This window comes from Pseudomonas sp. FBCC-B35, assembly GCF_059133755.1.
This window is the reverse complement of sequence record NZ_CP101439.1, coordinates 3,737,335-3,749,909: the sequence shown is the minus strand read 5'-3', so window position 1 is coordinate 3,749,909 and position 12,575 is coordinate 3,737,335. Positions and strand designations below refer to the sequence as shown.

Below are 12,575 nucleotides of genomic sequence, written 5' to 3'. Positions count from 1 at the left end.
ATGTTGTCGGAGCAAGATGAGGGTGCTGAAGGTTTTCATGGCCTCAACCCTAACCAGTGGGCTGAGGGTTGGCAAGCGTTGAAAAAAAATTGAGAGAAATGCTCAAAAAAAGCGCTATTGCGAGATTTTCTTGTGGCTAGCATTTGAATGCTTTGCATCTGTTGCGCAGTATTTTTCTTTGGCGCAATGGTGTGTCAACCGTTCAGAAGGGCTTCAGATCTGCGTTGGCCCGGCAATCGCCGCCCGTTTCGTCGGGCGGCTCAAGGGTCTATCGACGCAGAGTCAGCCCTGCCTCAGGGCTGAAAGGCACCGATGAAGATCGCCGGGTCAACACGCGCATCGTTCAGGCTGACGTTCCAGTGCATGTGCGGCCCGGTCGCGCGCCCCGTTGAGCCAACGCGCCCAACCACATCGCCACGACGCAGCTGCTGCCCGTTCTGCACGTCGATCCTGGACATATGGCAGAACATGCTGATGAAGCCCTGCCCGTGGTCGACGAACACCGTGCGGCCATTGAAAAAATAATCGCCTACCAGAATCACCTTGCCATTGGCTGGCGTCTTGATCGGCGTACCCGCTGGTACGGCGAAATCCAGGCCCGCATGGGGGTTGCGCTCTTCACCATTGAAGAACCGGCGCACGCCGAACTTGCTCGACAGCGGCCCATTGACCGGCTTGTCGAGGATCAGGTTGCTTGGCAATGCCGGGCTGAAGCTGCGGTAGGCCTTGATCTGCTCGGCCAGTTCGCGATCGATGCGCTTGAGGTCGGCCGGATTGGGGTTGACCTGGCGGGTGTTCTTCAAGGTGATGCGCTGTTCGGGGTACTGCTTGTGGCCCACGGTGAAGGGCAGGCTTCGGCTGCCTTGCTGCACCACCGCCTGCCCAGGCTTCTGGGTCAGGGGGATACCGACGATGGCCAACCAGTTGTCCTGTTCCTTGACCACCAGCACCGGCTTGCCATCGAAGCGTGCGCTGGGGGCACTGGCTGCCGGCCCCAGGTCGACCACTGCAACGCCGCCGGGCACCGGCTTGTTCAGCGTGCGGGTGATGTAGCTGGCCTGGGCTGTGGCGCTCAGGACGGTGAAGGCGAGGGCGAGCAGTGACGCGAGCAAGCGGGGCATGGGTCAATCCAGAAGTGAGAGCGTGACCGGAGTCAGGTGGTTATCTTCGACCCGCACCTGCAGCTCGCCTACGTTGAGGCGTGCGGTGAGGCGCTGGCCGTTGCGCGTCTGTTCGGCGCTGCGGATGGCCTGGCCTTGTTCGTCGAGCAGAATGCTGTAGCCGCGCGCCAGCGTCGCCAGGGGGCTGACGATCTGCAGGGTCTGTAGCTGGGCCTGGAAGCGCTGGCGCCGGTCCTTGAGCACGTCGCGCATGGCCCGTGGCAGTCGCTCGGCCAGGCTGTCCAGGCGCTGGCCCAGCAGGGCCAGGGTGCGCCCGGGATGTTGCGCAGCCAGGCGCGTCTCCAGGCGCACCAAGCGCTCGCGGCGCTGATTGAGGTTGTGCAGGAAGGCACGGCGCAGGCGCATGTCCAGGTCATCAAGGCGCTGAGCCTGCTGACGCAGGCGTTCGCCCGGATGGCGCAAGCGGCGAATCAGCGACTCCAGGCGCAGGCGATCATGCACCAACCGGTTCTGCATGCGCAGGGTCAGCCGCCGTTGCAGGCCGTCCAGGCGATGCTGCAACCCGCTGCTGTCGGGGGCAAGCAGCTCGGCCGCAGCAGACGGGGTAGGGGCACGCACGTCGGCTACGAAGTCGCTGATCGACACGTCGGTTTCATGGCCCACGGCGCTCACGATCGGCGTCTTGCACGCGGCCACGGCGCGCGCCACGGCTTCCTCGTTGAAGCACCACAGGTCCTCCAGCGAACCGCCGCCGCGGGCCAGGATCAATGCGTCGAAACCGCGGCTGTCGGCCAGGCGAATGGCGCGCACGATCTGGGCGATGGCTTCGCGGCCCTGCACGGCGGTGGGGATCAGGTTCAACTCCACCTGGGGCGCGCGACGGGCGAACACACTGATGATGTCGCGGATCACGGCCCCGGTGGGGGAGGTGATGATGCCGATACGCTGGGGATGCGCAGGCAGCGCGCGCTTGCTGTCGGTGCTGAACAAGCCCTCGGCGCCAAGCTTTTCCTTGAGCGCCTCGAAAGCCAGGCGCAGCGCACCATCGCCAGCAGGCTCCACCGTATCGAGGATCAGCTGATAGTCGCCACGGCCTTCGAACAGGGACACCTTGCCGCGCACCCGTACCGCCAGGCCATCACGCAGTGCCTGGCGCACCCGCGTGGCGCTCTGCCGGAAGAGGGCGCAGCGCACCTGGGCACCGCTGTCCTTGAGGGTGAAGTACATGTGACCGGAGGCCGGCCGGGCCAGGTTGGAAATCTCGCCCTCCACCCACACGCTGCGGAAAACGTCTTCCAGCAGCACCCGGGCGCGGCCATTGAGTTGGCTGACGGTGAGCACATCACGGTCAAGGCCGAGGCGTTCGAAAGGGTCTTTGATCATGGGAAGGCACTATAAAGGATGAGGGGGCCGGGTGTCGTGCCCGGTCGATCAGGAGCTGACCTGGATCGCGGGTGCCTGCCCTGGCGTACCGATTGCCGAAGCTGCGCAGGTCATGTGTTCGATGAACTGGCTAACCAGCGGCCCGGCATCGCGACGGTGAGCGATGGCGACGGTGCTGACGCAGCCGGGGTCCGTCAGCGGGATGAACCGCAGCGCAGGAGGGGCGATGTCCTGCATGCAGCGTGGCAGCAAAGCCACCCCGAACCCCGCCTGGATCAGCTGCAACTGCGTGGTCTTGCGCGACACCACCCGCGCAGGCTGGGGAAAGAACCCCGCCGCCATGCACAGCTCGGCAGACAGATAGCTCAGGCCACCGCGTTGGTGGTGGGGAATGGAGATGAACGGCTGGCTCGAAAGCTCCGCCAAGGCGATGCAATCGCGCGCTGCCAGCTCATGGGTAGGGGCAAGCGCCAGCAGCAGGGGCTCTTCGAACAGCGGCTCGACGCACAACCCATCGTGCTGACGCAGCACCGGCAGTCTCAGCAACCCGATGTCCAGGCGACCTTCGGCCAGGGCTGCAAGCTGCCCTTCGGAGGACAGCTGGGCGATCTCCATGCTCACGCCTGGGTTGGTCCGCAAGTACTCACCCAAGTGCTCAAGCAACCGACCGGTCAGCGGCACCGTGCTGGAGTGGCTGATGTTCAGGCTGCCGCGCAGGCCCTGGCCAACGGCTCGGGCCAGCTCGCCAGCCTTGTCCAGGTCCAGCAGCAGGTTGCGCGCACGCGGCAGGAACGCCCGGCCCGCATCGGTCAGGCGAGGCAACCTGGCCGTGCGTTCGAACAACGCCGTGTCCAGCTGCAGTTCAAGCTCGCGCACCTGGCGGCTGAGGGCGGACTGGGCGACATACAGCCGTTCGGCCGCAGCACTGAAGCTGCCACATTCGGCAATTTCCACGAAGTAACGTAACTGACGGGTCGAGATCATGAGCGATGCCATTTCGAGATGGATCAAGGCGAGATTGCATATTAGCCGGCATGACACGGGTTTGGTTATGGTGCGCTGAACCTTCAAGGACAATGCGCCGATGCTTGCTGACTTCGCCATAGCACTACCGTTCTCGGTGCTTGACTGGCTACCCATCGTGCTGGGTATCGCGGCGGCCTATGTGGTGTTCGGCATCGCCGGCTTCGGCACGGCGTTGGTGGCAGGCCCGGTGCTGATCCATTTCATGCCGCTGTCGCAGATCATTCCCTTGCTGGTGTTGCTCGATTTCGTGGCGGCGTTCGGCAACCTGCTGCCCTCGCGGCGCGATGTGATACGGCGCGAATTGCTGCGCCTGCTGCCGTTCATGGCGCTGGGGTGCACCCTGGGCGTTGTGTTCCTGCTGCAGCTCAAATCGGACCTGCTGATGCTGCTGATGGGGCTGTTCATCACCGCCTATGCGCTCTACAGCCTGGCGCTGAAGGTACGCCCGGCCTCGCTTGCCGGGTGGTGGGCGGCACCAATGGGCACTGTGGGCGGGCTGTTCGGGGCCTTGTTCGGCAGTGGCGGCTTTCTCTACGCCCTTTACCTGAGCGCTCGCCTGCCCGACAAGGCGCAGGTGCGCGCCACCCAGAGCGCGTTGATCAGTTGCAGCACCCTGGTGCGCCTGACGCTGTTCCTGGTCGCCGGTGTCTACGCCGATCGACAACTGCTGCTGATGGCGGCCTGCCTGTTGCCGGTGATGGTCATCGGCCTGTGGGCTGGGCGCAGGCTCGCGCACAGGCTGTCACGCGAGGTCTTCGTGCGGCTGGTCACCTGGTTGGTGCTGGCCAGCGGCCTGGCGCTCATCGCTCGCTATGTGAGCGCTTGAGCAGGGGGTAGAATTGGCCGACTACCCGATCCAAGGCTTGTCCCGCTCATGAATACCCAAAGCATCATCGTTCCCAGGCAGTCCACCGTCCCGGTGCACGAGGCCCGCGCCCGCGCCATCCTGCGCTGGCTGGTCCGCGAAAAGGTCGTGGAAGAGCAGCTGACCACCTGCGGGCGTACCGGCAACCGCATGGCCCATGCCCTTGGGCCAGGTGCTCGCAAGGTGGCGCTGCACCCCGACAAACTGCCCTTCGGTGCGCCGGTCAACGGCCTTGAGGTGATGCTCAAGCGCTGCATCTATACGCCCACCGAAGGCTTCAAGGAAGAGGCAGGCTGCCCGCAGTGCCGGCGGGAAGTGGGCGAGCCGTTGTTCGACAGCCTGGAAGAGTGGATGCCTGGGGTCAGCGACAACTTCACGTGCCCGCTGTGCGGGTTCGAAGACGACATCAATGGCTTTCTGTTCCTGCAACCCTGTGCCTTTTCCAACCTGGGCTTCATCTTCAACAACTGGGGCGATGCCGGGTTCACCCAGGCGTTCATCGACAGCTTCGCCGATTGGCTGGACCAACCGGTGGCGGTGGTGCAGGTCCGGCTCGCCTGACGAGCGGCCGGGCAGGGCGGTAGCGCGCAGGGCAGCAACGGCCACTTGTAACTTCAGGCTTGATTTACATTGAGTGGCACGGCACGCATGAGTATAATGGCGCGCTTCCATTTTTCCCGCCCGGGAGCCCCCGCGATGTTGCGTATCAGCCAAGAAGCCCTGACCTTCGACGATATTCTCCTTGTACCTGGTTATTCCGAGGTACTGCCCAATGAAGTCAGTCTCAAGACCCGTTTGACCCGTGGCATCGAGCTGAACATCCCGCTGGTCTCCGCTGCCATGGACACCGTCACCGAAGCGCGCCTGGCCATCGCCATGGCCCAGGAAGGCGGTATCGGCATCATCCACAAGAACATGACCATCGAGCAGCAGGCCGGCGAAGTGCGCAAGGTCAAGAAGTTCGAGGCTGGCGTGGTCAAGGACCCGATCACCATCGAGGCCGACGCCACCGTGCGTGACCTGTTCGACCTGACGCGCCTGAACAACATTTCCGGCGTGCCTGTGCTGGAAAACGGTGACCTGGTCGGTATCGTGACCTCCCGCGACGTGCGCTTCGAAAGCCGCCTGGACGCCAGGGTCCGCGAAGTGATGACGCCCAAGGAACGCCTGGTCACCGTCCGCGAGGGCGCGGACAAGAACGAGGTGCGCGAGCTGCTGCACAAGCACCGCCTCGAGAAAGTGCTGATCGTCGACGAGCACTTCAGCCTCAAGGGCATGATGACCGTCAAGGACATCGAGAAGGCCAAGGCCTATCCATTGGCCAGCAAGGACGACCAGGGTCGTCTGCGCGTTGGCGCTGCTGTCGGCACCGGCAAGGACACCGGCGAGCGTGTTGCCGCCCTGGTCGCCGCTGGCGTGGACGTGGTCGTGGTCGACACCGCTCACGGGCACTCCAAGGGCGTGATCGAGCGCGTGCGCTGGGTCAAGCAAACCTACCCGCAGGTGCAGGTGATCGGCGGCAACATCGCCACCGGCGCGGCTGCCAAGGCCCTGGCCGAAGCCGGCGCGGACGCGGTCAAGGTCGGTATCGGCCCTGGCTCGATCTGCACCACCCGTATCGTGGCCGGTGTCGGCGTGCCGCAGATCAGCGCCATCGCCAACGTCGCCGCTGCGCTTGAAGGCACCGGTGTGCCATTGATCGCCGACGGCGGCATCCGCTTCTCCGGTGACCTGTCCAAGGCCATCGTCGCCGGTGCCAGCTGCGTGATGATGGGTTCGATGTTCGCCGGTACCGAAGAAGCGCCGGGCGAAGTCGAACTGTTCCAGGGCCGCTCCTACAAGGCCTACCGTGGCATGGGTTCGCTGGGCGCCATGGCGCAGTCGCAAGGCTCCTCCGACCGTTACTTCCAGGACTCCTCGGCCGGTGCCGAGAAGCTGGTCCCCGAAGGTATCGAAGGCCGCGTGCCGTACAAGGGCGCACTGGCCGCGATCATTCACCAGCTGATGGGCGGCCTGCGTTCGTCCATGGGCTACACCGGCAGTGCCACCATCGAAGAGATGCGCACCAAGCCGGAATTCGTACGCATCACGGGCGCCGGCATGGCCGAGTCCCACGTTCACGACGTGCAGATCACCAAGGAAGCCCCCAACTACCGGGTTGGCTGATTGCTCAGCGGTAAGCTCCAGACGGTGGCTGCGTTCGCGCAGCCACTGCGTTTTCCCCGATCAACTTGCAGCTTGCAGCTTCAAGCTCGCAGCTGAATCAGAGATTCCCCATGGCCCTCGATATTCACGCTCACCGGATCCTCATCCTCGATTTCGGCTCCCAGTACACCCAGCTGATCGCCCGCCGCGTGCGCGAGATCGGCGTGTACTGCGAACTGCACCCGTTCGACATGGACGATGAAGCGATCCGCGAATTCAACCCGCGCGGCATCATCCTCGCCGGTGGCCCCGAGTCGGTTCACGAAGCCAACAGCCCCCGTGCACCCCAGGCCGTGTTCGACCTGAACGTGCCTGTGCTGGGCATCTGCTACGGCATGCAGACCATGTCCGAACAGATGGGCGGCAAGGTCGAAGGGTCCGACCTGCGTGAGTTCGGTTATGCCCGCGTGGACGTGGTCGGCAAGAGCCGCCTGCTCGACGGCATCGAGGACCATATCGACGCCGACGGCGTACTGGGCCTGGACGTGTGGATGAGCCACGGTGACAAGGTCACCCAGCTGCCGACCGGTTTCCACGTACTGGCCAGCACCCCGAGCTGCCCGATCGCCGGCATGTTCGACGACACACGCGGCTACTACGGCGTGCAGTTCCACCCGGAAGTGACCCACACTAAGCAGGGCGGTCGCATCCTGTCCCGTTTCGTGCAGGACATCTGCGGCTGTGAAGCCCTGTGGACCCCGTCCAACATTGTCGAGGACGCCATCGCCCAGGTGCGTGAGCAAGTGGGATCGGCCAACGTCCTGCTCGGCCTGTCCGGCGGCGTGGACAGTTCGGTGGTCGCGGCCCTGCTGCACCGCGCCATCGGCGACCAGCTGACCTGCGTCTTCGTCGACAACGGCCTGCTGCGCCTGCACGAGGGTGACCAGGTGATGGCCATGTTCAAGGAGAACATGGGCGTCAAGGTGATCCGTGCCGACGCTGAACAGCAGTTCCTCGACAACCTGGCCGGCGAAGCCGACCCGGAGAAGAAGCGCAAGATCATCGGCCGCACCTTCATCGACATCTTCGATGCCGAGGCCAGCAAGCTGCCCAACATCCAGTTCCTCGCCCAGGGCACCATCTACCCGGACGTGATCGAATCGGCTGGCGCCAAGAGTGGCAAGGCCCACGTGATCAAGTCCCACCACAACGTCGGTGGCCTGCCGGAGGAAATGAACCTCAAGCTGGTCGAACCACTGCGTGAGCTGTTCAAGGATGAAGTGCGCAAGATCGGCCTTGAACTCGGCCTGCCCTACGACATGGTCTACCGCCACCCATTCCCAGGCCCGGGCCTGGGTGTGCGCATCCTGGGTGAAGTGAAGAAAGAATACGCCGACATTCTGCGTCGCGCGGACCATATCTTCATCGAAGAGCTGCGCAAGGCTGATTGGTACCACAAGACCAGCCAGGCCTTCGTGGTGTTCCAGCCAGTGAAATCGGTTGGTGTGGTCGGTGACGGCCGTCGCTACGCCTGGGTCGTCGCCCTGCGCGCCGTCGAGACCGTGGACTTCATGACCGCGCGTTGGGCTCATCTGCCTTACGAACTGCTGGAAACCGTGAGCGGCCGTATCATCAACGAGATCGACGGTATCTCGCGGGTGACCTACGACGTGTCGAGCAAGCCGCCGGCGACGATTGAGTGGGAGTGATCCTGCGTCCGGTATAGCCCGGCACGATCTAGCAAAAAATGCCCTGAAGCCCGCGTAATTGCGGGCTTTTGGCTTTTTGCGTTTGGCAAATTCGGATAGAGTTCTGCATCGCCAAGCACGGTGTTTGTGTGACATGGTACGGGGTATTGACTGCATCTAATGCCATGCATGACGCTCAATACCATGTCGTTTGCCTCAGTATTGACACTGTATCGAAAGTCAGGGCCTGGCTCGCGGCGCGTCCGCGCTACAACATGCACTTCACACCGACTCCGGCCTCGTGCCTGAATGGGGTCGAGCGCTTTTTCTCAACGCTGAGCGAGAAATGGATCAAGCGGCAGGCACAGGTTAGCGTCAAAGATCTATAAGCATCCATTGCGCAGGACTTGGAAACGTACAACCAGAACCCGGAGCCATTCCGGTGGCGCCAGAAGCTGATGACATCCTCACCTCAGCCGCTCGTGCAAGCAAGAGCCCTGGGCAAATGATGTGTCCACAGTACTTATGAAACACCACACGAGTGCCCCGAACGGTTAGTTCGTTTATCTGTTTAAATAACTCGCCCAATGTTTCAGGGGCTTTTGGATTAACGAACTTCCCGAGCGGAACACGGGTCATTGCTATTTAGTCTTTGATATTCCATTGGCCAATATTCGTCTTGTCATCCATGAACCTCAAGACCCCCCCCTCAATACTCAATGGTTTACCCGTCCCAGGGTCTCCTTGCCAGATCTCGTAATAATCGTCCTTGTCGACGAACGTCACGGGGTCGTACTTTTTACTGTAGGGCCTCACCCATCCGCTTTTGCTATCGAGGTACTGACCCTTCAAGTGCTCGCAGGCAACTTTAAGGTAACCACCCCAGTTACCGTCTTTTTCCCAGCTGTCTACAATTTCTACCCATAAAGTAGCCCTTAATTTGCCGCCGAGGTGATCTAGGTACTCTGGGCCCATTTCTGTATGCTGTGCGACCATTTGACCTTTAGTCACCTTGGCTACATCACCACCGTCAAGACCGATGCCTAGCCCATCATCATCGGTAAACCTCACAATGGCTTTAGATTCATTCTCGTCATTGCCAAAGTAAAGTTTAAAGGCAGACTCTCTTCGCTTTCCCATAAGACACCTCTATTTTGCTGATGAAGGTTACAGCTGTGGAAAAAGACAGTATTTTCATGCCCCAGCGTCATTGTTAATGACGCAGAAGACAAAATCGAAACTCATTGAAAAATAGACGCGGGCAGCCTGTCTAGGTTTTCAAGTCTGTCTTTCGTCGTACCTAACGTAATGCGCCCTTATAGATTTTCATACTGGCAAAAATATCAGTTGATTAACCGCCGTGTTAGCGTAATGGCCGCGGAGAGGAAGTCGCCGGTCAAGTCCTGCAGTGTGATGACGCCTGACCGCCTGACCCTGAGGGCCCCGATACCTGAAGACATCACGAACATGACATTCCGGCACCTACTGGAATAGCATCCACTGACCTGCGCGAGGCTCGCGGTCATTAACGGTTATCTTCAAGATAAAGGCCTGTCGCTACTTCCCGAATGCAAGTGCTGATGCATGATGGGGGTGTCGTTTGGCTGGCGGCGCGCCGGTTGAACCAAGGCAAATTCAACGGGTCGCTCGTGTAGCAAGAGCGCTGGGTAATTGATGTTTCCATGGTACTTATAAAACACCCCACTCGCTGCGCAGGTGAAGGTGCATATTGACCCGAAGAAGGTGATGTTCGCATGGCTGCGGAACGATGGTCTGACATGTCAGGGGGCTGAGTTCATCGAGCGCTATAGCCTGAACGTTGCGCCGCCAGAAGCGCAGATCTTATCTAGTGCAAGCGTGCTGGAGTGGAACCGCGTCAACGAGATCAAGCATCTGGCCATCCAATTCGATCTGGATGTCCTGGATCCGACTGAGTGTCGCTCGGTCTTCTTCGGCGAGCCTAACCCGGCCTGCGACCCTTACGAGGCTTCCCTGCAGGGAAAATGAGCTTCGCCCAAGGCGTGCGATTAATCAACGGTGTATCCAAGGCGACTGATGTGGTTGGTTTGGGTATCACCGAGCACCTGCCGTGAGACGCCATCACGCTCAAGGGTAGATTGGCTGAGATCCCGATCCTGAAGTAGTTCTCTAGAAAAGAAAGAGCCAGCTTCTGCTGGCTCATTCAAGCCAGTATGGGTTCCCAACTCAGGCGCCATGAATCACCCTTGATCTCATAGCCACTACCATGCATTTGCTCGGCTGGCCGAGATTGGCTATTGAGACGACGCAGACGAAAGGCTGCTTTTGGAATAGCGTGGGCGTGATCCACGCCATTTAGCAACAGCGTGTTGGCCACCGAGCTATTGCGCTGAAGCGCTTTCGGCTCCCTTACAGGAGGCCGGAAGGGACGGGGCCGCTTAGCGGCCCCATTTGCATTGGATAACAGCCTTTCACTCAATGCTTGGCTGCCAAGCCCAAGCCCCAAGTCCTAACGACCGCCGCGACTCAACCCACCCAGCCGCGCCGAAATCGACTGCATCCCCTTGCCCAACTCCCTGAGCGTACTCGCATCCCGGGCGCCTTCTTCACTGGCCGCATGGATCCGTACCGCCAGCTCGTTGATTTCCTGCGTCACGTGGCTCTGCTCCTGGGCGGCGACGGCGATCTGCTGGGCGCGCTGGACGATGTCGTCGAAACTGCCCACGGTGGTGCCCAGGGTCGTGGCCACGCCCACGGCCTGCTGCACCGACTCGCGAGTGCGCTGCGCACCGTGCTGCATGGTGGTGACCGCAGCGTACGATGCCTCGCGTAGATGGGTGATCATTTCCTGGATTTCGTTGGCAGACGTTTGTGTACGGCCGGCAAGCGTGCGCACCTCATCGGCTACCACCGCAAAGCCGCGGCCTTGTTCGCCAGCGCGGGCGGCCTCGATGGCAGCGTTGAGCGCCAACAGGTTGGTCTGCTGGGAGATCGACTTGATCACCTCCAGCACGCCGCCTACGCGCTCGATGTCTTCGCCTAGCTGGGTGATCGCGGTGGCCGCGCCCGAGATGTCGGTCGCCAGGCCTTCGATGGATTCACCGTTGCGACTGACTTGGTCCTGACTCTTCTGCGCCTCGACCAATGAGCTGCGAGCCGTGTCCGAGCAGTCCGTGGTGTTGCGCGCGACCTCATTGGCGCTGGCCGACATTTCGGTGATGGCGGTGGCGAGCAGGGTGTTGTCCACGCGTTGCGCCTCTGCCCGATCGGCCAGGCCAGTGGACAGTTGCGCCAGCTCGTTGGCTTGTTCTTCCAGTGACACCGACTCCTCGGCTATGTGGCGCAGCATGGCCTGCAGAGAGCCGGCGTACTGGTTGACGGCCGTGCGCAACGCGCCCAGCTCATCATTGCGCACAACGTCTAGCTGAGCACCCGCCTGGCCGCCTTGACCCAGGCTTTCGATTTGCGCCGTGGTTTCGTCGATCTGGGTGAGCAGCCGCTTGCCCGCCAGCCATGCCAGCCCCAGCAAAATGGCCAGTAAGGGCAGCAGGAACAGCAGGATCTGGCCGGTGAGCTTGTTCGCCAGGCCGACAACACGAGCTTCGGGGGTGACCAAGCCAATGCGCCAGCCAGTGCCTTCCATGGTAGCCAGGGTGACGTAGGCCGGCCCATCGAGGCGCGCATCGTTATCCAGATAAAGGGTGGTGGTGCCAGCCGGCTTGCTCGCCAGGCTATCGGCCACTGGCTTGAACCACGGTTGTTCCTGGCTCAGGCCGGCAAGGGTCGGCAAGCCCTTGGCGCTCTTTGCATCGGGGAAGAACAGCAGGTTACCTGAGGCGTCGACCGCAAAGGCGTAGCCACCGGTGACATTGCCGTTGGCCTTGAGGAAGGCCGCAAGGCCGTCGAGCTTCAGGTCAATGGTGGCGACGCCGGCGAACGCGCCTTGGGCGTGATAGGGCACGCTGCACGTCGTCATGGCGACGCCACTGACCGGGTCCTGGTACCCATCCGACCAGACACAGCGGCCCAAGGGCGCGGCTTTGGCGCCGATGTACCAGGACTCAGCCTGATACGGCGCGGTTTGCGCAGCGTTGTACTCGTCCGAGTAATCCAACCCATTGCTGGCGTTGCGTGCCCAGAAAAAACTGCGGCGTTCGGTGCCGGCAACGAAGCTGTTGGGTTCTGGCCACAGCCCGCCGCCTGCAATGGCGGTATCGCCTTGGCTGTCGATCACGTTGGGCAAGTTGGCCTTGATCAGGTTCTCGTCGCGGGGCAGGGTCTCGGCCAGGTGCGCCATCGCAGCCGCGGTGCCCTCGATTCGGTTCACCTGCATGGCCAGCTGGCGGGTGATGGCGCTGGCCGACTGTT

10 protein-coding genes and 3 pseudogenes are annotated in these 12,575 nt (G+C 61.9%); 7 read left to right on the top strand and 6 right to left on the bottom strand.

The window, feature by feature from the left end; genetic code table 11:
* Positions 1-293 precede the first annotated feature (293 nt).
* Genes NMB38_RS17060 through NMB38_RS17050 form a run of 3 tightly spaced genes read right to left on the bottom strand, consistent with a single transcriptional unit; the run spans position 294 to position 3,488 of the window.
* Positions 294-1,121: a M23 family metallopeptidase gene (locus NMB38_RS17060; protein WP_027913793.1), complete on the bottom strand. Its 828-nt coding sequence runs from the start codon at positions 1,119-1,121 to the stop codon at positions 294-296.
* A 3-nt stretch (positions 1,122-1,124) separates the two neighbouring features.
* Entirely contained in the window at positions 1,125-2,504 is a 1,380-nt protein-coding gene (xseA, locus tag NMB38_RS17055; protein ID WP_132578332.1) for an exodeoxyribonuclease VII large subunit, read from the bottom strand.
* A 48-nt stretch (positions 2,505-2,552) separates the two neighbouring features.
* On the bottom strand, positions 2,553-3,488 hold the full coding sequence (locus NMB38_RS17050) for a LysR family transcriptional regulator (protein WP_081783941.1): 936 nt from the start codon (positions 3,486-3,488) through the stop codon (positions 2,553-2,555).
* A gap of 100 nt (positions 3,489-3,588) precedes the next feature.
* Between NMB38_RS17050 and NMB38_RS17045 the strand changes: the two genes are divergently transcribed.
* From NMB38_RS17045 to NMB38_RS17025, 5 genes and pseudogenes are all read left to right on the top strand, one after another.
* Complete coding sequence (locus NMB38_RS17045; protein WP_028687074.1) at positions 3,589-4,356, top strand: sulfite exporter TauE/SafE family protein; 768 nt, start codon at positions 3,589-3,591, stop codon at positions 4,354-4,356.
* Positions 4,357-4,404: 48 nt separating this feature from the next.
* Positions 4,405-4,956: a hypothetical protein gene (locus tag NMB38_RS17040; RefSeq protein WP_027913795.1), complete on the top strand. Its 552-nt coding sequence runs from the start codon at positions 4,405-4,407 to the stop codon at positions 4,954-4,956.
* A gap of 135 nt (positions 4,957-5,091) precedes the next feature.
* On the top strand, positions 5,092-6,561 hold the full coding sequence (gene guaB / locus NMB38_RS17035) for an IMP dehydrogenase (protein ID WP_023533362.1): 1,470 nt from the start codon (positions 5,092-5,094) through the stop codon (positions 6,559-6,561).
* A 110-nt stretch (positions 6,562-6,671) separates the two neighbouring features.
* Positions 6,672-8,249, top strand: coding sequence for a glutamine-hydrolyzing GMP synthase (gene guaA, locus NMB38_RS17030; RefSeq protein ID WP_023533313.1), 1,578 nt, complete (start codon positions 6,672-6,674; stop codon positions 8,247-8,249).
* A 215-nt stretch (positions 8,250-8,464) separates the two neighbouring features.
* Positions 8,465-8,757: pseudogene (locus NMB38_RS17025) on the top strand (IS630 family transposase); the annotation flags it as partial.
* Positions 8,758-8,873: 116 nt separating this feature from the next.
* Here NMB38_RS17025 and NMB38_RS17020 read toward each other — a convergent pair.
* Positions 8,874-9,368, bottom strand: coding sequence for a hypothetical protein (locus tag NMB38_RS17020; protein ID WP_028687075.1), 495 nt, complete (start codon positions 9,366-9,368; stop codon positions 8,874-8,876).
* Between the two features lie 285 nt (positions 9,369-9,653).
* Between NMB38_RS17020 and NMB38_RS17015 the strand changes: the two are divergent.
* A pseudogene (locus NMB38_RS17015) lies at positions 9,654-9,788 on the top strand (IS5/IS1182 family transposase); the annotation flags it as partial.
* Positions 9,789-9,950: 162 nt separating this feature from the next.
* Positions 9,951-10,235, top strand: a complete 285-nt coding sequence (locus tag NMB38_RS17010; protein WP_132578335.1) for an arginase family protein — start codon at positions 9,951-9,953, stop codon at positions 10,233-10,235.
* 481 nt (positions 10,236-10,716) lie between these two features.
* Here the strand turns inward: NMB38_RS17010 and NMB38_RS17005 are convergent, their stop codons facing one another.
* Together NMB38_RS17005 and NMB38_RS17000 are read right to left on the bottom strand one after the other, a co-directional pair.
* Entirely contained in the window at positions 10,717-12,183 is a 1,467-nt protein-coding gene (locus tag NMB38_RS17005) for a methyl-accepting chemotaxis protein (protein ID WP_494355084.1), read from the bottom strand.
* A pseudogene (locus NMB38_RS17000) lies at positions 12,160-12,504 on the bottom strand (PDC sensor domain-containing protein); the annotation flags it as partial. The pseudogene NMB38_RS17000 and the gene NMB38_RS17005, both read right to left, overlap by 24 nt.
* Positions 12,505-12,575: the final 71 nt, after the last annotated feature.

What these genes read in the sequence shown, in the direction of transcription:
- NMB38_RS17060 (WP_027913793.1), bottom strand. Translation starts at nt 1,121, where the DNA reads ATGCCCCGCTTGCTCGCGTCACTGCTCGCCCTCGCCTTCACCGTCCTG.
- xseA (WP_132578332.1), bottom strand. Translation starts at nt 2,504, where the DNA reads ATGATCAAAGACCCTTTCGAACGCCTCGGCCTTGACCGTGATGTGCTC.
- NMB38_RS17050 (WP_081783941.1), bottom strand. Translation starts at nt 3,488, where the DNA reads ATGATCTCGACCCGTCAGTTACGTTACTTCGTGGAAATTGCCGAATGT.
- NMB38_RS17045 (WP_028687074.1), top strand. Translation starts at nt 3,589, where the DNA reads ATGCTTGCTGACTTCGCCATAGCACTACCGTTCTCGGTGCTTGACTGG.
- NMB38_RS17040 (WP_027913795.1), top strand. Translation starts at nt 4,405, where the DNA reads ATGAATACCCAAAGCATCATCGTTCCCAGGCAGTCCACCGTCCCGGTG.
- guaB (WP_023533362.1), top strand. Translation starts at nt 5,092, where the DNA reads ATGTTGCGTATCAGCCAAGAAGCCCTGACCTTCGACGATATTCTCCTT.
- guaA (WP_023533313.1), top strand. Translation starts at nt 6,672, where the DNA reads ATGGCCCTCGATATTCACGCTCACCGGATCCTCATCCTCGATTTCGGC.
- NMB38_RS17020 (WP_028687075.1), bottom strand. Translation starts at nt 9,368, where the DNA reads ATGGGAAAGCGAAGAGAGTCTGCCTTTAAACTTTACTTTGGCAATGAC.
- NMB38_RS17005 (WP_494355084.1), bottom strand. Translation starts at nt 12,183, where the DNA reads ATGACGACGTGCAGCGTGCCCTATCACGCCCAAGGCGCGTTCGCCGGC.